This window comes from Sphingomonas sp. CCH21-G11, from assembly GCF_001555965.1.
GTDB lineage: Bacteria > Pseudomonadota > Alphaproteobacteria > Sphingomonadales > Sphingomonadaceae > Sphingomonas.
The window spans coordinates 103,265-122,285 of record NZ_LSHX01000031.1 but is presented as its reverse complement, the minus strand read 5'-3'; the positions used below and the strand labels follow the sequence as shown (position 1 = coordinate 122,285).

20 protein-coding genes are annotated in these 19,021 nt (G+C 66.3%); 5 read left to right on the top strand and 15 right to left on the bottom strand.

All coding sequences use genetic code 11. The features are described 5' to 3' along the window. The 9 genes from AX676_RS17240 to AX676_RS08175 all read right to left on the bottom strand — a co-directional run. On the bottom strand, positions 1-162 hold a 162-nt coding region (locus AX676_RS17240; RefSeq protein WP_331710226.1), incomplete at its 3' end, for a biotin/lipoyl-containing protein. A gap of 105 nt (positions 163-267) precedes the next feature. Further along, positions 268-3,201, bottom strand: a complete 2,934-nt coding sequence (locus tag AX676_RS08210) for a 2-oxoglutarate dehydrogenase E1 component (protein ID WP_066483057.1) — start codon at positions 3,199-3,201, stop codon at positions 268-270. 234 nt (positions 3,202-3,435) lie between these two features. Then, positions 3,436-4,326, bottom strand: a complete 891-nt coding sequence (gene sucD, locus AX676_RS08205) for a succinate--CoA ligase subunit alpha (protein WP_066483055.1) — start codon at positions 4,324-4,326, stop codon at positions 3,436-3,438. Between the two features lie 99 nt (positions 4,327-4,425). Further along, positions 4,426-5,388: a malate dehydrogenase gene (gene mdh, locus AX676_RS08200; protein WP_066483054.1), complete on the bottom strand. Its 963-nt coding sequence runs from the start codon at positions 5,386-5,388 to the stop codon at positions 4,426-4,428. Positions 5,389-5,532: 144 nt separating this feature from the next. Further along, positions 5,533-6,351, bottom strand: coding sequence for a shikimate 5-dehydrogenase (locus AX676_RS08195; protein ID WP_066483052.1), 819 nt, complete (start codon positions 6,349-6,351; stop codon positions 5,533-5,535). A gap of 225 nt (positions 6,352-6,576) precedes the next feature. Next, positions 6,577-7,683: a cell division protein ZapE gene (gene zapE / locus AX676_RS08190; RefSeq protein WP_066483049.1), complete on the bottom strand. Its 1,107-nt coding sequence runs from the start codon at positions 7,681-7,683 to the stop codon at positions 6,577-6,579. Beyond that, entirely contained in the window at positions 7,680-8,138 is a 459-nt protein-coding gene (locus AX676_RS08185) for a PaaI family thioesterase (RefSeq protein WP_066483111.1), read from the bottom strand. Before AX676_RS08185 ends, zapE begins: the two co-directional genes overlap by 4 nt. 10 nt (positions 8,139-8,148) lie before the next feature. Then, on the bottom strand, positions 8,149-8,934 hold the full coding sequence (locus tag AX676_RS08180; RefSeq protein WP_066483046.1) for a succinate dehydrogenase iron-sulfur subunit: 786 nt from the start codon (positions 8,932-8,934) through the stop codon (positions 8,149-8,151). Positions 8,935-9,078: 144 nt separating this feature from the next. Next, on the bottom strand, positions 9,079-9,456 hold the full coding sequence (locus AX676_RS08175) for a winged helix-turn-helix transcriptional regulator (RefSeq protein WP_066483044.1): 378 nt from the start codon (positions 9,454-9,456) through the stop codon (positions 9,079-9,081). Between the two features lie 85 nt (positions 9,457-9,541). Between AX676_RS08175 and AX676_RS08170 the strand changes: the two genes are divergently transcribed. Together AX676_RS08170 and AX676_RS08165 are read left to right on the top strand one after the other, a co-directional pair. Next, positions 9,542-10,543, top strand: coding sequence for a zinc-dependent alcohol dehydrogenase family protein (locus tag AX676_RS08170; RefSeq protein WP_066483042.1), 1,002 nt, complete (start codon positions 9,542-9,544; stop codon positions 10,541-10,543). Between the two features lie 159 nt (positions 10,544-10,702). Next, entirely contained in the window at positions 10,703-11,443 is a 741-nt protein-coding gene (locus AX676_RS08165) for an SDR family NAD(P)-dependent oxidoreductase (RefSeq protein ID WP_066483040.1), read from the top strand. Between the two features lie 30 nt (positions 11,444-11,473). Here the strand turns inward: AX676_RS08165 and AX676_RS08160 are convergent, their stop codons facing one another. The 3 genes from AX676_RS08160 to AX676_RS08150 form a co-directional block, all read right to left on the bottom strand. Then, positions 11,474-12,058, bottom strand: a complete 585-nt coding sequence (locus AX676_RS08160; RefSeq protein ID WP_066483037.1) for a peptidase S14 — start codon at positions 12,056-12,058, stop codon at positions 11,474-11,476. Positions 12,059-12,134: 76 nt separating this feature from the next. Beyond that, complete coding sequence (locus tag AX676_RS08155; RefSeq protein WP_231726130.1) at positions 12,135-13,166, bottom strand: C13 family peptidase; 1,032 nt, start codon at positions 13,164-13,166, stop codon at positions 12,135-12,137. Between the two features lie 72 nt (positions 13,167-13,238). Further along, a complete protein-coding gene (locus AX676_RS08150) occupies positions 13,239-14,255 on the bottom strand; it encodes an alpha/beta hydrolase (RefSeq protein WP_066483035.1) in 1,017 nt (338 codons plus the stop codon). Between the two features lie 75 nt (positions 14,256-14,330). On the opposite strand from AX676_RS08150, the gene AX676_RS08145 reads away from it, so the two are divergent. Next, a complete protein-coding gene (locus tag AX676_RS08145; protein ID WP_066483034.1) occupies positions 14,331-14,606 on the top strand; it encodes a BrnT family toxin in 276 nt (91 codons plus the stop codon). Then, on the top strand, positions 14,581-14,826 hold the full coding sequence (brnA, locus tag AX676_RS08140; protein WP_197417157.1) for a type II toxin-antitoxin system BrnA family antitoxin: 246 nt from the start codon (positions 14,581-14,583) through the stop codon (positions 14,824-14,826). Before AX676_RS08145 ends, brnA begins: the two co-directional genes overlap by 26 nt. A gap of 50 nt (positions 14,827-14,876) precedes the next feature. On the opposite strand, the gene sdhA is transcribed toward brnA, so the two are convergent. Genes sdhA through sdhC form a run of 3 tightly spaced genes read right to left on the bottom strand, consistent with a single transcriptional unit; the run spans position 14,877 to position 17,483 of the window. Further along, positions 14,877-16,679, bottom strand: a complete 1,803-nt coding sequence (gene sdhA, locus AX676_RS08135) for a succinate dehydrogenase flavoprotein subunit (protein ID WP_066483028.1) — start codon at positions 16,677-16,679, stop codon at positions 14,877-14,879. Further along, a complete protein-coding gene (gene sdhD / locus AX676_RS08130; protein ID WP_066483025.1) occupies positions 16,676-17,065 on the bottom strand; it encodes a succinate dehydrogenase, hydrophobic membrane anchor protein in 390 nt (129 codons plus the stop codon). The genes sdhA and sdhD overlap by 4 nt, the downstream gene beginning before the upstream one ends. Position 17,066: 1 nt before the next feature. Then, positions 17,067-17,483: a succinate dehydrogenase, cytochrome b556 subunit gene (gene sdhC, locus AX676_RS08125; protein ID WP_066483022.1), complete on the bottom strand. Its 417-nt coding sequence runs from the start codon at positions 17,481-17,483 to the stop codon at positions 17,067-17,069. Between the two features lie 257 nt (positions 17,484-17,740). Here sdhC and AX676_RS08120 point away from each other — a divergent pair, with 257 nt between their 5' ends. After that, positions 17,741-19,009 carry a methyl-accepting chemotaxis protein gene (locus AX676_RS08120; RefSeq protein ID WP_082730854.1) on the top strand — a complete coding sequence of 423 codons (1,269 nt, stop codon included), beginning with the start codon at positions 17,741-17,743 and terminating at the stop codon, positions 19,007-19,009. The last annotated feature ends 12 nt before the right edge of the window (positions 19,010-19,021 follow it).

The following is a 19,021-nucleotide window of genomic DNA, read 5'->3' as shown; positions in this document are numbered from 1 at the left end:
GCCGGCGACGGGGGCGGGCACCTCGACCGACACTTTGTCGGTCTCCAGGCTGGCGATCGGTTCATCGGCCTTTACCGCCTCGCCCGGCCGCTTCAGCCATTCGCCCAGCGTCGCTTCGGTGATCGATTCGCCCAGCACGGGCACTTTGACTTCGGTTGCCATCTCTTCAGGCCCTTCTTCTCATTTCGTCACCCCGGCGCAGGCCGGGGCCGCTATCCATTTCGCGCACCGCTGCCAGCGGCCCCGGCCTGCGCGACGACATCGGACTTATCCCTTGCGGGTTCGGCGAATTTCCTCGCGCACATTGTGTCCCAGCGCGTCGGCGATCAGCGCGCCCTGTTCAGCGGTGTGCCGCTTCATCAACCCGGTCGCGGGCGACGCCGCGGGACCCCGGCCGGCATAGCGCGGGCGCATCGGTGCCCTGCCCGCATCGGCCAGCGCCTGCTCGATGAACGGCTCGACGAAGAACCAGTAGCCGTTGTTCTTCGGCTCTTCCTGCGCCCAGACGACTTCCTCGAGCCCCGTCATCCGCTTCAGCCGCACGGTCAGCGGCTCGCCGGGGAAGGGATAGAGCTGTTCGATCCGCACGATCGCCGTGTTCTTGTCGCCCGCGGCATCGCGCGCCTCGATCAGGTCATAGGCGACCTTGCCGCTGCACAGCACCAGCCGCTTGACGTCGGTGTCCGCAGGCGGGGTGGGATCGGACAGGATGCGCATGAAATGCGATTCGCCCAGGAAATCGTCGACCCGCGACACCGCCATCTTGTGCCGCAGCAGCGATTTCGGTGTCATCACCACCAAAGGCTTGCGGAAGTTGCGGTGCATCTGGCGGCGCAGCAGGTGGAAATAATTCGCCGGCGTCGTGCAGTTCGCGACCTGCATATTGTCCTGCGCACACAGCTGCAGAAAGCGTTCGGGCCGTGCCGAAGAATGTTCGGGCCCCTGGCCTTCATAGCCGTGCGGCAGCAGCATCACGAGGCCGTTGGCGCGCAGCCACTTGGCTTCGCCGGCCGCGATGAACTGGTCGATCATGATCTGCGCGCCATTGGCGAAATCGCCGAACTGCGCTTCCCAGAGCACCAGCGTCTTGGGGTCGGCCAGCGCATAGCCATATTCGAAGCCGAGCACGCCATATTCGCTCAAGGGGCTGTCGAGCACCTCGAACCGGCCATGCGGGATTTCGTTGAGCGGCACGAACTTGTGCTCGTCGCCCTGGTCGACCCAGACGGCATGACGGTGGCTGAAGGTGCCGCGCCCCGAATCCTGGCCCGATAGGCGGACGCCATAGCCCTCCGACAGCAGCGACCCGAACGCCAGCGCCTCGCCGGTCGCCCAGTCGAAGCCGCTGCCGCTGGCGAACATCTCCTTCTTGGCATCCAGCACGCGGCCCAGCGTCTTGTGGATCGCCAACCCCTCGGGCACCTGCGTGAGCGTGCGGCCGAGCGAATCGAGCAACTTGCGGTCGATGCCCGTCGGCACGCTGCGCCGCGCGGTTTCGGGGTCGGCGGGAACGTGCAACCCCGACCAGCGCCCGGCGAACCAGTCGACCTTGTTGGGCTTGTAGCTCTTGGCGCTTTCGAACTCGCCTTCGAGCAGCGCGGTGAACTGGTCGACCTTGGCGGCGGCGAAATCGGCCGCGATCACGCCCTGTTCGACCAGGCGCCTGCCATAGACTTCGCTGACCGGCGGATGCTGCTTGATCCGGGCGTACATCAGCGGCTGGGTAAAGCTCGGCTCGTCGCCCTCGTTATGGCCAAAGCGCCGGTAGCACCACATGTCGATGACGATGTCGCGCTTGAACCGCTGGCGGAACTCGATCGCCATCTTGCAGGCAAAGGTGACCGCTTCGGGGTCATCGCCGTTGACGTGGAAGATCGGTGCCTGCACCCCCTTCGCCACGTCCGACGGATAGGGCGACGAGCGCGCGAATTGCGGGCTGGTGGTGAAGCCGATCTGGTTGTTGATGACGAAATGGATGCAGCCGCCGGTATTGTACCCGCGGATGCCCGAGAAACCGAGGCACTCCCACACGATCCCCTGGCCCGCGAACGCCGCGTCGCCATGGATCAGCACCGGCAGCACCTGCTCATGCTCCTCCAGGTCGTCGCGGAAGGTCTGGAGCGCGCGCACCTTGCCGAGTACTACGGGATCGACGGCCTCGAGGTGGCTGGGATTGGCGACCAGCGACATGTGGACGCTGACCCCGTCAAACTCGCGGTCGGTGGAGGTGCCGAGGTGATATTTGACGTCGCCCGACCCGCCCACATCGTCGGGATTGGCCGATCCGCCCGAAAATTCGTGGAAGATCACGCGATACGGCTTGGCCATCACGTTCGCGAGCATGTTGAGCCGGCCGCGATGCGCCATGCCGTACACGATCTCGCGTACGCCCATCGCGCCGCCATATTTGATGATCGATTCCATTGCCGGGATCATCGCTTCGCCGCCGTCGAGGCCGAAGCGCTTGGTGCCGACATATTTCTTGCCGAGGAATTTCTCCCACTGCTCGGCCTCGATCACCTTGGACAGGATCGCCTTCTTGCCCTCGGGCGTGAACTCGATCGCCTTGTCCTTGCCCTCCATGCGCTCCTGGAGGAAGCGGCGCTCCTCGACATCGGCGATGTGCATATATTCCAGGCCGACATTGCCGCAGTAATTGCGGCGCAGCACATCGACCAGTTCGCGCACCGTCGCGGTCTCAAGGCCAAGCGCGCCGCCCAGATAGATCGGCCGATCGATCTCGCTGTCGGGAAAGCCGTGATATTCGGTCTTCAGATCCTCGGGCATCTCGTGCTTGGCGAGACCGAGCGGATCGAGATTGGCGGCGAGGTGCCCGCGCACGCGATAGGTGCGGATCAGCATCATCGCACGGATCGAATCGCCGGCCGCGCGCGCGACCTCGTCCGCCGATGGCTTGGGGGCAGAGGCGGCGGGCGCGGGGGCGGCGCCGCCCTTGGCGGGCTTGGCCGCCGGTTCCATCTGGGTCGGGTCGAGGGCTGCGGTCAGCGCGTCGGTATCGGCGAGCGGCCAGCCCTTTCGCTGCCAGCTCGGGCCCTGCATCGCGCCTTCGAGCCCGTCGAACCACGCCTGCCAGCCGGGTTCGACCGAGCCCGGGTCCTGGCGATACTTCGCGTAGAGCGATTCGATGAATGCCGGACTCACCCCGGCGGCCGCGTCGAAATCCTGGCCTTCGTAACCCATGGTCCCATCCTCGCTCCCCTCTCCCCTTGTGGGAGAGGGTTGCGCAGACTTGGCAGCTTGCTGCCTAGTCGAAGCTGGGTGAGGGGGCGGATACCGGGCGCTGCGCCCGGCCAATCACCCTCATCCAACTCCGCCTAGGTGCCTTGCGGCACCAAGGCTGCGTATCCTTCTCCCCTCAAGGGAGAAGGTAACCCGTTCGCCCTCGCCCCTCGCAGAGGAGAGAGGGTTCGTCCTTCACCCCTTCAACACCTCGACCAGCGTTTCGCCCAACAGGCTCGGGCTGGGCGATACGCGGATGCCGGCTTCTTCCATCGCCGCGATCTTGTCTTCCGCACCGCCCTGACCGCCCGAGACGATTGCGCCGGCATGGCCCATGCGGCGTCCCGGCGGCGCGGTGCGGCCGGCGATAAAGCCGACCATCGGCTTCTTGCGCCCGCGTTTCGCTTCGTCTTTCAGGAACTGCGCGGCTTCCTCTTCGGCCGATCCGCCGATCTCGCCGATCATGATGATGCTTGTCGTTGCATCATCGGCCAGGAACAGCTCGAGCACGTCGATGAAGTTGGTGCCGTTGACCGGATCGCCGCCGATTCCGACCGCGGTGGTCTGGCCGAGGCCCGCATTGGTCGTCTGGAACACGGCTTCATAGGTGAGCGTGCCCGAACGCGACACGACGCCGACCGAGCCCTTGGAGAAAATGCTGCCCGGCATGATGCCGATCTTGCACTCGCCGGGCGTCAGCACGCCGGGGCAATTGGGGCCGATCAGCCGCGACTTGCTGCCCGACAGCGCGCGCTTGACCTTGACCATGTCGAGCACCGGAATGCCCTCGGTAATGCACACGATCAGCGGCACTTCCGCGTCGATCGCCTCCAGGATCGAATCGGCGGCGAACGGCGGCGGCACATAGATGACGGACGCGGTCGCGCCAGTCTTCTCGACCGCTTCGGCGACGGTGTCGAAATTGGGCAGGCCCAGCTCCTCATGCACCGTGCCGCCCTTGCCCGGCGTTACCCCCCCGACCATCTGCGTGCCGTAATCCAGCGCCGCCTTGGTATGGAAAGTCCCGGTCTTGCCGGTCATCCCCTGGGTGATGACCTTGGTATTCTTGTCGACGAGGATGCTCATTCGGTCTCTCTTTCGTCGTCCCGGCGAAGGCCGGGACCGCTATCCATCTGGCGGCGCAAGGGCATCAAGCGGTCCCGGCCTCCGCCGGGACGACGCGCTTCACACCAGCGACCCGTCGATCGCCTTGCACGCAACCAGCAATTCCTTGACCGCGTCGACGCTGACCTGAAGGTTGGCCTTGGCCTCATCCGACAGGTTGATCTCGATGATCTTCTCGACGCCGCCCGCGCCGATGACGATCGGCACGCCGACATAGAGGTCGTCGACGCCATACTGGCCGGTCAGGTGCGCGGCACCCGGCAACACGCGCTTCTGGTCGAACAGATAGCTTTCAGCCATCGCGATGCCGCTGGTCGCCGGGGCGTAGAAGGCCGAGCCGGTCTTGAGCAGCGCGACGATCTCGCCGCCGCCAGAACGGGTGCGCTGCACGATCGCGTCGATGCGCTCCTTCGTCGAAAAGCCCATCGCGATCAGGTCGCTGACCGGGATGCCGCTGACCGTCGAATATTCGAGCACCGGCACCATCGTGTCGCCATGGCCGCCCAGCACGAAGCTGTTCACGTCCTTGACCGACACCTTGAACTCGTCCGCCAGGAAATGGCTGAAGCGCGCCGAATCGAGCACGCCCGCCATGCCGACCACCTTCTGGTGGGGCAGACCGGAAAACTCGCGCAGCGCCCACACCATCGCGTCGAGCGGATTGGTGATGCAGATGACAAAGGCGTCGGGGGCGTTGGTGGCAATGCCTTCGCCGACTGCCTTCATTACCTTCAAATTGATGCCGAGCAGGTCGTCGCGGCTCATCCCCGGCTTGCGCGCGACGCCAGCGGTAACGATGATCACGTCGGCGCCGGCAATGTCCTTATAGTCATTGGTGCCGATGATCGTCGCGTCGAAGCCCTCGACCGGACCGCACTGGCTCAGGTCCAGCGCCTTGCCCTGCGGCACGCCCTCGACCACGTCGAAAAGCACAATGTCGCCAAGCCCCTTGAGCGCGGCGAGATGCGCGAGCGTGCCCCCGATATTGCCAGCGCCGATCAACGCGATCTTCTTGCGAGCCATACAACCTCCCTCGAAATGGGTCAGCAGGCGGCCCGTCGGGCCGGGAAACGGTGGCGGCTTAGGCCGTTTGACGCGCGCTGACAAGCACGGAGCCTAGCCAAAACAAGGGTTTCTTTGCACATCATTCGCAAGTGCAAGAACGTGTCAGCCCAGCGCGAAACGCGCGGCGCGTGCCGCGTGATCCGCCGACGGGCGGCAACCGGTATAGAGAACGAACTGTTCAAGCCCCTGCCGCACCAACACCTCATCGCCGGTGATGACCGGCTTGCCCAGGCGGCGTGCCAGACGCACCAGCGGAGTTTCTACCGGAATAGCGACGACGTCGAACAGCATCGTCGCGGCACGTACTGCCGCTTCGTCGAAGGCAAGCGCGTCGGCCTCCGGCCCGCCCGCCATCCCGATCGGCGTCACGTTGATCAGCAATCCGGGTCCGGGCGTCACCGCGCGCGCCCAGCGATACCCCAATCGGTCGGCGAGCGCGCGGCCCGACGCCTCGTCACGGGTCACGATCGTGCCGTTGGCATAGCCATGATCGGCGAGCGCACTCGCCACCGCCTTGCCCATGCCGCCCGACCCGCGCAGCACGAAGTCGATATCCTGCGGCACGCGATGTTCGGTCATCAACGCCGCGACCGCGGTATAGTCGGTATTATAACCGGTCAGCTTTCCGTCCTCATTGACGATGGTGTTGACCGCGCCGATCGCCGCCGCCGACGGGTCGAGCGCGTCGATCAGCGGGATCACCGCCTCCTTGAACGGCATCGAGATCGCGCAGCCCCGCACGCCCAGCGCGCGGATGCCGCCGATCGCGGCCGCGATGTCCGCGGTGGTGAAGGACTTATAGACGAAGTCGAGGCCCAGTGCGTCGTAGAGATGGTTCTGGAACCGCGTCCCGAAATTGCCGGGCCGCGCGGACAGCGACATGCACAATTGGGTGTCGCGGTTGATGCTGAGCTTGGACATGGGGGGTGGACTCCGGCCTGCGCTAATCAAGGTTAGGTGCCTCTCCAACCTGCTCCTTCCGTCACCCCGGCCTTGAGCCAGGGTCCCGCTGCCTTATCCCGCGCGAGAAAAAGCGGGACCCGGGGTCAAGCCCGGGGTGACGGGGGCAGTGGGTTGCGCCTCGGTTAAGGATCTCCGGTCAGCCCTTCAGGACAAGCGGGAAGGACGACCAAGGCGGCATTGCGGCTAATGATGCCCCAGCGCCAGATACGCTTCCGAACGCATCTCGTTCAACCGGCTGACGGTGCGTTCGAACTCGAAACGGCCGTCGCCTGTCTCATACAGCGCCTCCGGCACCGCATCGGCGGCGGCGATCAGCTTGACCTTGTGTTCGTACAGGGCGTCGATGAGCGTCACGAAGCGCGCGGCTTCGTTGCGGTTCTCCGGCCCTAGCCTGGGGATGCCGACGAGGAACACCGTGTGGAAACGCCGCGCGATCGCCAGATAGTCGGCCGCGCCGCGCGCCTCGCCGCACAGTCGCTTGAAGCTGAATACCGCAACACCCTTCAGCGACTTGGGCACGTGCAAAGTCCGCCCGCCGCGCACCGCCAATTCCTCGGTCGGCACCATCGCGCGATCCTCGACCGGATAGTCGGTCAGCCGGAAGAAGGCGGCCGACATCTCCGCCGTCGCTTCCGGCCCGTTGGGCACCAGCCAGGTGTCGATCCGCCCCAGCCGGTCGCGGCGGTAATCGACCGGGCCGTTGAGCGCGACGACGTCGCAGCGTTCGCGGATCAGGTCGATGAAGGGCAGGAACAGGGGGCGATTGATCCCGTCCTTGTAAAGCTCGTCCGGCGCGCGGTTGGAGGTTGCGACGACCGTCACCCCGCGCCGGAACATCTCGGTGAACAGCCGCGACAGGATCGCGGCGTCCGCGGGATTGTTGACGATCAGCTCGTCAAAGGCGAGCAGGCGGACATCCTCGCTCATGGCGGCGGCAACCGGCAGGATCGGATCGTCAACCTCCTGCTTGCGCGCATCGTTCAGCCGCTCGTGCACGTCGATCATGAAGTCGTGGAAATGCGCACGGCGCTTCCGACGGATCGCGAGCTGATTGAAGAACAGGTCCATCAGCATCGACTTGCCGCGTCCGACCCCGCCCCACAGATAGACGCCGCGCGGCGGTTCGGGCAGGCGTCCCAGCGCGCGCCACAGGATGCTGCCACGTTTCGGCACCGCTTCCAGCGCGTCGGCAAGCGCGTCGAGCCGTTCGGCGGCCGCTGCCTGGGTCGCATCGGTGCGCAGCTCCCCGGCAGCGACCAGCCTGCGATATTCGGCGATCACCCGGCTCATCGCGCACTCGGCTTGCGGATCGTGGCGGTGAAGCTTGCGATCGTCTGCGCCGCCTGGACGACCAAGCCGCGCATGAACAGCAGCCGCCCGGTCTCGCGAAGCAGCTCGACCTGCGCCTCGACGGGCACATCCATGCGTCCTGCCGCGATGAACTGGGTCGACAGGTCGAGCGTGACCGCCGTGCCCGCGGTCAGTACGCCCAGCGCGCGCCCCGCCCCGAACAGCGCGCAGTCGATGAAGCCGAGCAGCGCGCCGCCGTGGAGATGGTTCGACAGGTTGGAATGCTGGTGCGCCGGCACCATCGCGACCCGCGCGATGCCGTCCTCCACCCTGACACGCAACGGCCCCAGCGTCGCGTTGAAGCGCGTCGTGTCGCTAAGCGTCCAGCGTTTCCAGCCCGGCCAGTCGGGATCGTCGTGATAGTGGAACGCGGGGCCGTCCGCGTCGGGGCGCATCGTCACGCGATCAGAGCACGCGGTCCATTTCCAGCTTCTTGATCTCGGCGATCGCCTTGGCCGGGTTCAGCCCCTTGGGGCAGACATTGGCGCAGTTCATGATCGTGTGGCAGCGATAGAGCCGGAACGGATCCTCGAGCTGGTCGAGCCGCTCGCCCGTCGTCTCGTCGCGGCTGTCGGCCAGCCAGCGATAGGCCTGGAGCAGGATCGCGGGGCCGAGGAACTTGTCGCTGTTCCACCAATAGCTGGGGCAGCTGGTCGAGCAGCAGGCGCACAGGATGCACTCGTAGAGGCCGTCGAGCTTGGCGCGGTCCTCGGGCGACTGGAAGCGCTCCTTGCCCGAGGGCGGCGGCGTCACCGTTTCCAGCCACGGCTTGATCGACGCATATTGCGCGTAGAAATGGGTGAAGTCAGGGACGAGATCCTTGATCACGTCCATGTGAGGCAGCGGCGTGATCCGGATGTCGCCCTTGATGTCCTCGATCGCGGTCGTGCAGGCGAGGCCGTTCTTGCCGTCGATGTTCATCGAACACGAGCCGCAAATCCCCTCCCGGCACGAGCGGCGGAAGGTGAGCGAGGGGTCCTGCTCCGCCTTGATCTTGATGATCGCATCCAGGACCATCGGGCCGGTATCGTCCAGGTCGAGCTCGAACGTGTCGTAGCGCGGATTCTCGCCGGCATCGGGATCATAGCGATAGACCTTGAAGCGCTTCACCCGCTTGGCACCGGCGGGCGCCTTGTGAACCTTGCCGTTGTTCCGGATCTTGCTGTTCTTGGGCAGGGTGAATTCGGCCATGGCGATGCACTACTCCTTCGCCTCGCGATGTGGCGCTTTTGTGCGCTGCGATCAAGTTCGGAACGGCGGATATCGCAGTCGCGCGCGGCCCGCAAACGGAACAAGGGCCATATTGCTGCGGCGTGATCGCATCGACCTATCAGCTCAACGATCGTGCGCGTCATCCGCTCCTGCTCGGTGACCCTGTCTTTGGAACGCTTCGCCCCAGTCGCGCAGGCTGACCAGCACGGGTTCGAGCGTGCGGCCGAAATCGGTCAGCTCATATTCGACGCGCGGCGGCACTTCGGGATAGACGATCCGGCGAATGATGCCGTCGGCTTCCAGCTCGCGCAGCTGGAGCGTGATCATCCGCGGCGTCGCATTGGGGGTCAGCCGGCACAGCGCGTTGAAGCGCAAGCGGCCCGACAGCAGGTGGAACACCAGTACCGGCTTCCACACCCCGCCCATCACGCTCATCGTCGCTTCGACCGCGCAGCCGGTCTTGGTCGCGCGCCGTCGCGGACCCCTGATACTATCATCCATGTACGTACATGTTGTTTTTGTACGTACTGCAATCAAGCGCGACGAGCGATTAGTTGGCGTGCTCCACCACAAAAGGAGCTTGACCATGCGTGCATATCGACTTGACCCAGCCGGCGGGGCCATCAAGCTGAGCGATGAGGCCGATCCGGTACCGGGGGCCGGCGAAGTCCTGATCGACCTGAAAGCGGCGACGCTCAACTATCGCGACCTGATCGTCCGCGACGGGCGCTATGGCGGCGATCAACGCGCCGACCTGATTCCCTTGTCCGACGGCGCGGGTGTCATCGCCGCAGTGGGCGATCGCGTGGCCGCGGACCGGATCGGCCAACGCGTCGCGATCGGCTTCATGCCGCACTGGACGGAAGGGCCGTTCAGCGCCGCCAAGCAGGCCAGCGCGCTGGGCGGCGGCTTTGTCGATGGCGTGCTCGCCGAACGGATCGTCGTGCCGGCAAGCGCCGTCGCGGTCCTGCCTGACGACTGGTCGTTCGTCGAAGGGGCGGCTTACCCTTGCGCGGGCGTTACCGCCTGGGCCTGCCTGTTCGGCGGCGGCGGCATCCGGCCGAGCGACTGGGTGCTGGTTGAGGGGACGGGCGGCGTCTCTACCTTCGCGCTGCAATTCGCCAAGCGGGCAGGCGCGCGGGTGATCGTGACCTCCAGCAGCGACGACAAGCTCGGCCATGCCCGCGCGCTGGGTGCGGACGCGACGATCAACTATCGCGAAACACCGGATTGGGGCGCGGTGGCGGCGCGGATCGCGGGCGGTGCGGGCGTCGACCATGTCGTCGAGGTCGGCGGGCCGGGCACGCTCAACCAGGCGCTGGCGGCGGTGCGGCCGGGCGGCGAAGTCGCATTGGTCGGCGTGCTGACCGGCTTTGCCGGTGAGGTGAACACCGGCGCGATCCTGATGAACGCGATCAACCTGCGCGGCGTCTATGTCGGGTCCGTCGCCGACTTGTCGACCGCGCTTGCATCCGGCGTCCGCCCGGTCATCGACGAGGTGTTCGCCTTTGACCACGCAGAAGCTGCGTTCGATCGGCTGCGCAGCGGCAGCCATCGCGGCAAGGTGGCGATCCGCATCGCCGATTGAGCGCCGGCAATAGCCGGAGCACGCCGTCCTTGCGCAAAGCGTTCACCTCCCGGTGTCGGGCGCGCCGCAATCGGTTGAATGATCGTGCGGCGCGCCCATAGTCGTTCCGGGCCGGCAACCGATCAGGGTTGCCGTGCCGGATCACATGGGAGCGGCAAGATGGCGGACCTTTCGGGCAAGCGGGCGATCGTGACGGGCGGTTCGCGCGGCATTGGTGCGGCGATCGCAAAGCGGCTGGCCGCCGACGGTGCCGACGTCGTCATCACCTATGCCGGCAATCACGACGCGGCCCAGCAGGTCGTGGCCGCAATCGCGGGCGCGGGCCGGCGCACCGAGGCGATCCAGGCCGACGCGGCCGATGTCGCCGCGGTCGAGGCGGCGGTCGTGCGCGCCGTCGACAAGCTGGGGGGACTCGACATCCTGGTCCACAATGCCGGCGTGTTCGGGCTGGGCACGATCGACAGCGACACGATCGAGAATTACCGCCGCCAGTTCGGTGTCAATGTCGACGGGGTGTTTGCCGGCACGCGCGCCGCGATCGGCCATATGGCGGACGGCGGCCGCATTCTCGTGATCGGCAGCGTCAATGCGCACACCGTGCCCGTACCGGGGGCCGCGGTCTACAGCGCGACCAAGGCCGCCGTCGCCGGAATGGTGCGTGGCTGGGCGCGCGACCTGGGTCCGCGAAACATCTTGGTCAACGCGATCCAGCCCGGTCCGATCGATACCGACATGAACCCGGCCGATGGCGATTTCGCCGCGATGCTGGCCCAGCACGTCGCGCTCGGGCGTTATGGCCGGGCGGAGGAAGTGGCCGCGCTGGCCGCATTCCTCGCCAGTGACGAGGCGAGCTACATCACCGGGACGACGATCGACATCGACGGCGGATTTTCGGTCTGACGTCGCCGCGCCGGCAGGCGGCGCCGGGGTTCAGATGACGTCGAGCACGAGGCCGAGATCGCGTGCCTCTTCGGCTTCGATATACCAGTTTTCGGGCGCGCGGCGGCGCAACTCCTCGAAATCGATCCGCGTGCCGGCGACGAGATCGCGAAACCCCTCCTCCTCGATGCGGATCGAATGCTCGATTTCGTGGAGGCTCGCCTTCAGGCTGGCGACACAGGTGCGCAGCGGGCCATTGACGTCGATCTGCTTCGCCAGGATGCGCTCATGCACCATGATCCGCGTGCCGCGCGTCAGGAAGCGGCGGTCGGCGGGAAAGGCCGACATGAAGGTCGCGCCGGCCGAATAGACCGCGACCTTGCCGAGAAACAGCGCTTCACGGCCCTGATATTCGTGCAGCAGCCTCACTTCGTCGCCCATCAGCCGCGCGACTTCGGGGTCACCGCCCAGCGTCGACAGCGCGATGACCAGCGGCCCGCCGGCGGGGGCGGCGGCGACCTGTTCGCGGAACTGCGCGTACATGGCGTGATCGACCGGCCCCGCCAGCGCGACATGCGGCCGGGCGAGCAGCGGATAGCGGTGGATGGTGGCGTCGGCTTCGGTGTTGTCGGTCATGGCCCCCCAAGCGCGCGACGACGGCCAAGGTTCCGCGTGCGCAACAATTGCGAGGGTCGCTGCGGGTTGTCGCCGCTCAGCGCGGGTCCCTGGCGCGCGCCTCGCGCTGGAGCGCGACCAGCGCGCCGATGTCGGTCGGTCGCCCGACCGGGGCGCTGGCCGTGGTCGGCACGGCACCGTCGATCGCGGCGAGCCAGCGGTGCGCGGCGGCACCGATGCTCACCTGGGGCCGCGACGGGGTCAGCGTCGCTTCGGTTTCCCACACGGCCACCTGGTTGCGCGCCTCGGTAAAGGCCGCCTCGATCGGCTGGGCTTTCCGGAGCGCGCGATTGACGAAGGCGTCGCCGAAAAAGGTCCAGTCGTTCTCGGCGAAGCAGCCGAAGGACGACCGGTCGGTCGCCGCGGCGGTGACGATCACGCTGTCGTCGCTCGCCAGCGGGCCGATGAACACCCCCGAATAGCAGGCATTGACGATCAGCAGCCGCCGCGTGAAGCCAAGTTCGCCCAGCATCGCGCGCAGCTTCATCGGCGAAATCCCGCCATAGCCGCTGTCGCCGTCGTGATAGACGATGCCGAACGGCCCGCCATGGCTGGTGGTGAACAGGACCAGCACGTCCTCGTGCACATCCATGCGCTCGGCGACCGCGGCGAGCGCGGCACCAAGCGCCTGGGGCGATCCGATCGGCAATTCGCTCGTGCGTGTGCCGTCCGAACCGGCGAGCACCAGCGTGCGGCGATCGGCCCCGTAGCGGCGGGCGAGCACGCGTGCGGCCTCGCGCGCCTCACGCCCGAAGACGGGGTCGCTGTCGAGCGCCACCGACAGCACATAGGTGTCGACGACGCCCGGGCGCTGCGGCTCGAGCTGCCCAAGTGCTGCGGCCAGCCGGCGATGTTCGGCCAGCGCGTCGCGCGCGCCGCGATCCCGCTCGACCTGCATTCCGGCATCGGCAAAGGCGGCGACCGCCCCGTCGCCGGCGCGATAGAGGAAATCGGGCGGCGGCGCGCGATGCTGGACGGGGACAAAGGCGGCCTGTTGCGCGTCGGCGGCGGTCATCAGCGCCATCATCGCCAGCACCGCCGCGCGCCCGCCCTGCCACCTGTTCCGCACGTCCGCGCGTCTCCCTTTGATCCCGCAGCGCACGATGGCGCGGCGACGCGGCCGCGTCCAGTGGTCGCGGGGTCACGCCATCAGGCGATAGGCGCGCTCGGGCCGGATCGTCTCGCGGTTGCCGATCCGCGCGTCTTCCTCGCCCGCAAGCACCGCGGCGACGTCGGCGGCGACCGACGCGCTGCGGACGTGATAGCTGTGCATGACCAGACGGTCGGCCATGCCCGCGACCTTGCTCGCGTCGACGATCTTCACCTTGGCGGGCAGCAGGTCGAGCATCCGCGGGCCATCCGACCCCAGCCGGTCGGGATTGGCCTTGGTCTTGTCCGACACCAGCAGCGCACGATCGAAACGGTTGTGATAGAGGGTGATGCGCCGCGACAGGCTGGGCAGCATGCGCAGCTTGTCGTCGCGCTCGAACGCGTCGTCATCCTCGTCGGCGGCGATCATCAGCACCTGGTCGAACAGCCGCACCATCCGCGTAGGCTGCTTGGCATGCAGCGCCTGGATGCCCTGGCGCAGCACATAGTTGCCCATCGAATGCGCCAGGATGTGGAGGTTGCGCAGGCAATAATCGTCCGCCGGCAGCTCGCAGACATAATCGAGCAGCTTGAGATAGGTGCGCGCCAGCGCCGGGCCGGAGGCGCGGGCATCCTCGCGGTCGCTGTAATAGGACATGAAGGGCACCGCTTCGCCGTCGGACGGCCAGCTGAACACCATGATGTTGACGTCCTGCGGCAGCGTCACCGCGATCCGCGCGCCATCGGTCAGCGCCTCCAGAAAAGTGACGTTGAAGCCGTGGATGTAAACCAGCGTATCGACCCGGCCCTTGGCCATCCGGCCGTGCAGCGCATCCATCAGCTGCGCACTGCCCGTTTTGGTGAAGCCCCCCGCGGGTGCGCCCGCCATCGTTTCGTCGAACACGGTGATGCCGGTCATCACCGGCCCGTCGTCACCCGCGCGGAACGTCGCGCGACCAAAGCGCAACGCGGCGACGCCATCCGGATTGAACCGGCCGCCGAACACTGCCCGCTTGTTGTCGGACAGGTGATTGCGATTGGTCGCGAAATAGACGTTGATCTCGGCCATCGGACGTCCTCCTGCGCCGGGTAGTGCGCGCTTTCGGGGGGTGTGTTTCTATACTAAAATGGTATATAAAGAGCCATGTTCGAATTCGATCCGGCGAAGAGCGCGGCGAACAGAGCCAAGCATGGGATCGATTTTGAGGAAGCGCAGGCGATCTGGCTGGACGCATCGGCCAAGCGGCTCAGATCTGCCGTGCCGACAGATGAGGAGCGCTGGCTGGTGATCGGCCGGATCGGCACGCGGCTGTGGACGGCGATCATGACCTACCGGAACGGCAAGGTTCGCATCATCTCGGCCCGGCGCGCGCGCGATTATGAGGAAGAGCTATATGGACGTGGCACGCAAGAAGATTAGCGCCGAAGAGCTGGACCGGCTGTTCGATGAGGGTGCCGACATGCGCCCCTATTTCAATTTCGACAACGCCGAGGCGCTTCACGGTCCGACCAAGCGGGTGAATGTCGATTTTCCCGCCTTGATGGTGTTGCGGCTGGATCGCGAAGCAAAGAAGCGCGGCGTCACGCGACAGGCGCTCATCAAGATGTGGCTGGCGGATAGGTTGGAGGCGACGGGTTAGCCCACTCGCTTTCGCCAATCCACGCGACTGCGAAGGTTAACCGTCGGCCCTTAATACACCCGCTTCTTCGGCTGGATGTACTCGATTTCGTCGGTCAGCGTATAGTCGTGGACGGGGCGATAGTCGATTTCGGTCGTGCCGCCCTTGCCGCCCCAGCCGTCGAAGGTGGCGACGGTGTGCTTCATCCAGTTGGCGTCGTCGCGCTCCGGATAATCCTCGTTCACGTGCGCGCCGCGCGATTCCTTGCGGTTGAGCGCCGAGCGGATCGTCACCATTGCCTGGCCCATCAGATTGTCGAGTTCGAGCGTTTCGACCAGGTCGGTGTTCCAGATCAGCGACTTGTCGACGACGCGGACGTCCTGCATCCCCTGATAGAGCGCGGTCATCGCCGCAATCCCTTCATTGAGCAGTTCGTCGTTGCGGAACACGGCGGCGTGCCGCTGCATCGTCTTCTGCATGTCGGTGCGCAGCTTCGCGGTGGCGGTGCTGCCGCTCGCATTGCGGAAATGGTCGAGCCGCCCGATCGCGAGTTCGGCCGAATCCTTGGGCAGCGGGTTGTGCGGCGTGCCGGGCTTCAGCGTTTCCTTGATCCGCAGCCCCGTCGCGCGGCCGAACACCACCAGGTCGATGAGCGAGTTGGAGCCCAGCCGGTTGGCCCCGTGCACCGAAACGCACGCCGCTTCGCCCACCGCATACAGGCCGGGGACAACCGCGTCGGGGTTGCCGTCGCGGATATGCACGACTTCGCCATGATAATTGGTCGGGATGCCGCCCATATTGTAGTGGACGGTCGGCACCACCGGCAGCGGCTGGCGCGTCAGGTCGACGCCGGCGAAGATCTTGCCGGTCTCGGTGATCCCGGGCAGCCGCTCGGCCAGCACCTTGGGGTCGATATGGTTGAGGTGGAGATAGATGTGGTCGGCTTCCTTGCCGACGCCGCGGCCTTCGCGGATCTCCATCGCCATCGACCGCGACACGACGTCGCGCGACGCCAGGTCCTTGGCCGAGGGGGCATAGCGTTCCATGAACCGCTCGCCCTCGGAATTGGTGAGGTAACCGCCCTCGCCGCGCGCGCCCTCGGTGATCAGTACGCCCGCGCCATAGATGCCGGTCGGGTGGAACTGAACGAACTCCATGTCCTGGAGCGGCAGGCCGGCGCGCAGCACCATCGCATTGCCGTCGCCGGTGCAGGTGTGCGCCGAGGTCGCCGACTGATAGACCCGGCCATAGCCGCCGGTCGCCAGCACGACGGCGTGGGCGCGGAAGCGATGGATCGAGCCGTCCTCCATGCACAGCGCCACGACGCCGCGGCACTCGCCATTTTCCATGATCAGGTCGAGCGCGAAATATTCGATGAAGAAGTCCGCGTCGTACTTCAGGCTCTGCTGATACAGCGTATGCAGCATCGCATGGCCGGTACGGTCGGCGGCAGCGCAGGTGCGCTGGGCCGGCGGGCCGGCACCCATATTCTGCATCATGCCGCCGAACGGGCGCTGATAGATCTTGCCTTCGTCGGTGCGGCTGAACGGCAGCCCGGCATGTTCGAGTTCATAGACCGCCGCCGGTGCCTCGCGGCACAGATATTCGATCGCGTCCTGGTCGCCCAGCCAGTCCGATCCCTTGACGGTATCGTACATGTGCCAGGTCCAGTGGTCCGGGCCCATATTGCCCAGGCTGGCGGCGATCCCGCCCTGGGCGGCGACGGTGTGGCTGCGCGTCGGGAACACCTTGGTGATGCACGCGGTCTTCAGCCCCGCCTCGGCGATGCCCATCGTCGCGCGCAGCCCCGCCCCGCCCGCGCCGACGACGACGGCGTCATAGGTGTGGTCGATGATCTTGTAGGCGTCGGTCATGCCGTGGCGGCTCCGGTAAAGGCGATTTTCAAGATGGCGAAGGCGGCGATCGCCCAGCCGAGCAGCGCGGCGCCGTTGAGCAGGACGAGCAGCACGACGCGGCTCTCCTCGCGCTGATAATCCTCGATCAGCACCTGAAGCCCCAGACGCGCATGATAGAACAGGCTGCTGACCAGCAGGATCAGCGGCACCGCGACCCAAGCGGATGCCATCCAGGTGACCAGGGTCTGATGGTCATAGGCCGGCAGCCGCGCGATCGAGACGAGGAACCACGCCATCAGCGCCAGGTTCGACCCCGCGGTCAGCCGCTGATGCCACCAGTGATGCGTGCCCTCGTTCGCGGGGCCGAGGCCGCGGACCCGGCCGATGCTCGTTCCGTTACCCATCTTATTTCCCCACCGTCAGCCAGGCCCAGAAGGCCAGGGTCGCGACGATCGAAAAGACCATGGTCGAAATCGCGCCGCGCTTGTTGCCCTTGAGTTCGTAGCCAGCGCCCGTGTCGAGCACGAAGTGACGGATGCCCGACGCCGTGTGCTGAAAGAAGGACAGGGTCAATCCGATCCCGAAGACATAGCCGACGATGTTGAGCGCGCCCGATTTGACCGTGAACAGGTCGACGAACGCGGCATAGCTGTCAGGCCCGCCGGCAAGTGCCGCCAGCCACCAGGTGATCAGACCCAGTCCGACCAGCGCCATCCCGTCGCCGGTGGCGCGGTGGAGGATCGAGACCAGCATGTGCGGGCCCCATTTCCAGATGCCGAGATGGGGGGAAAGCGGGCGGGTCGACGTTTTTGCGGTGGCCAAGGTGCATCCTTTCGCTGCGGTCTAATTAGTCGCGGTGCAGCATGATGCAAGCTGGTTCGACGGCACCCGGGACTAACCCGGCCTTAACCATTCACCACCTATCTCTGGCCGGGCGAATGTCGTGCGTGACCCCGCAATGAGAATGAGGACCGGTCGTGACAAGTGGCTCAAATTCAATCGCTTCCGCCCCGAGCAACCGGTTCGCTGCGTCGATCGACCTGTCGTCCCGCCTGCGCGTCTTCGATTTCGACAGCCAGATGACCGAGGCCAGCCGCACCGTATGGCAGGTTTTGGAGCCGGAAATCCGGGGGATCGCGGAGGCCTATTGGCACCAGTGGCTGCGCTGTTTTGCCGACCAGCGCGATTGGGCACCGCACGAAACCGAAAAAATGATCGACTTGGGCGTCGAATTCCTGCGCAACCGCTTTCTCAACGTCCGCGCGATGGGGTGGGTCGAATCGATCGAGCGCTCGGTCGCGGCGGCCTATACGTCGGGCGTCCCGCCGATGGCACTGCTGTCGATGATCAACGCCAGCGACCGCGCCGCGCTCGAAGTGCTGATGCGGCGCGTCGATCGCGGCGATCAGGGATTGCCCGGCATGATCGACACGCTGATGCGCCTCTCCGCGCTGGAAAGCGACATCACCGTCGCGCTGTACAATTGCTATCGCGAGCATTCCGCCGCGCAGGCGCGCGACGCGCTCGCCGCACAGTTCCGCAACGATATCGGGCAAACGGTCGAGCGGGCGTCGCGCGAGGGCGATGCGCTTCGCCGCCAGGCAGAGCACACGTCGGTTTCGGCGCGCGGGATGCTGGGCAAGGCGTCCGAAGTGGCGGCCGCCGCCGAACAGTCTGCCGTGGCGATGCGCGAGGCCGCGCAGACCGCTGCCGGGCTGATCCGCGCGATCGAGGACGCGCGCTCCGAAGTCGAGGCCGCCGCCGATATCGCGACGCGCGCCTCGAGCCAGGCGGGTAATGCGGTCGGAATGTCGGCCGCGCTGTCCGACCATGCGAAGTCGATCGAATCGATCCTGGGTCTGATCCGCGACATTGCCGGCCAGACGAACCTGCTTGCGCTCAACGCGACGATCGAGGCGGCACGCGCGGGCGATGCCGGGCGCGGTTTCGCAGTCGTCGCGCAGGAAGTGAAGAGCCTGGCCAACCAGACGGCGCGCGCGACCGACGACATTGCCGCCAAGATCGCGACGATCCAGCAGGCGACCCAGTCGACGGTCGAAACCAACGCGTCGATCCGTGACACGGTGGCCGAGGTTCAGGAAAGCGCGATCCGCATCCGGCGCGCGATGGAAGTGCAGGCGCAGACCGTCACCGCGATCACCGCGGCAGTCGATGAAACCGCGCTCGCCGCCGATTCGATGTCGACCACGATCGCGGCGATTCGCGAGGATACCGAAAGCGTCGCCTCGGAGATCGAACAGGTCGGCCGCGGATTCGAGGCGCTCGACAACGAAATCGGGTCATTGAAGGCAGGCGCCGGCGAGTTCGTCGCAAAGGTCGCCGCATAAGGGAGCGGACAG

What these genes read in the sequence shown, in the direction of transcription:
- AX676_RS08210 (WP_066483057.1), bottom strand. Translation starts at nt 3,201, where the DNA reads ATGGGTTACGAAGGCCAGGATTTCGACGCGGCCGCCGGGGTGAGTCCG.
- sucD (WP_066483055.1), bottom strand. Translation starts at nt 4,326, where the DNA reads ATGAGCATCCTCGTCGACAAGAATACCAAGGTCATCACCCAGGGGATG.
- mdh (WP_066483054.1), bottom strand. Translation starts at nt 5,388, where the DNA reads ATGGCTCGCAAGAAGATCGCGTTGATCGGCGCTGGCAATATCGGGGGC.
- AX676_RS08195 (WP_066483052.1), bottom strand. Translation starts at nt 6,351, where the DNA reads ATGTCCAAGCTCAGCATCAACCGCGACACCCAATTGTGCATGTCGCTG.
- zapE (WP_066483049.1), bottom strand. Translation starts at nt 7,683, where the DNA reads ATGAGCCGGGTGATCGCCGAATATCGCAGGCTGGTCGCTGCCGGGGAG.
- AX676_RS08185 (WP_066483111.1), bottom strand. Translation starts at nt 8,138, where the DNA reads ATGCGCCCCGACGCGGACGGCCCCGCGTTCCACTATCACGACGATCCC.
- AX676_RS08180 (WP_066483046.1), bottom strand. Translation starts at nt 8,934, where the DNA reads ATGGCCGAATTCACCCTGCCCAAGAACAGCAAGATCCGGAACAACGGC.
- AX676_RS08175 (WP_066483044.1), bottom strand. Translation starts at nt 9,456, where the DNA reads ATGGATGATAGTATCAGGGGTCCGCGACGGCGCGCGACCAAGACCGGC.
- AX676_RS08170 (WP_066483042.1), top strand. Translation starts at nt 9,542, where the DNA reads ATGCGTGCATATCGACTTGACCCAGCCGGCGGGGCCATCAAGCTGAGC.
- AX676_RS08165 (WP_066483040.1), top strand. Translation starts at nt 10,703, where the DNA reads ATGGCGGACCTTTCGGGCAAGCGGGCGATCGTGACGGGCGGTTCGCGC.
- AX676_RS08160 (WP_066483037.1), bottom strand. Translation starts at nt 12,058, where the DNA reads ATGACCGACAACACCGAAGCCGACGCCACCATCCACCGCTATCCGCTG.
- AX676_RS08150 (WP_066483035.1), bottom strand. Translation starts at nt 14,255, where the DNA reads ATGGCCGAGATCAACGTCTATTTCGCGACCAATCGCAATCACCTGTCC.
- AX676_RS08145 (WP_066483034.1), top strand. Translation starts at nt 14,331, where the DNA reads ATGTTCGAATTCGATCCGGCGAAGAGCGCGGCGAACAGAGCCAAGCAT.
- brnA (WP_197417157.1), top strand. Translation starts at nt 14,581, where the DNA reads ATGGACGTGGCACGCAAGAAGATTAGCGCCGAAGAGCTGGACCGGCTG.
- sdhA (WP_066483028.1), bottom strand. Translation starts at nt 16,679, where the DNA reads ATGACCGACGCCTACAAGATCATCGACCACACCTATGACGCCGTCGTC.
- sdhD (WP_066483025.1), bottom strand. Translation starts at nt 17,065, where the DNA reads ATGGGTAACGGAACGAGCATCGGCCGGGTCCGCGGCCTCGGCCCCGCG.
- AX676_RS08120 (WP_082730854.1), top strand. Translation starts at nt 17,741, where the DNA reads ATGACCGAGGCCAGCCGCACCGTATGGCAGGTTTTGGAGCCGGAAATC.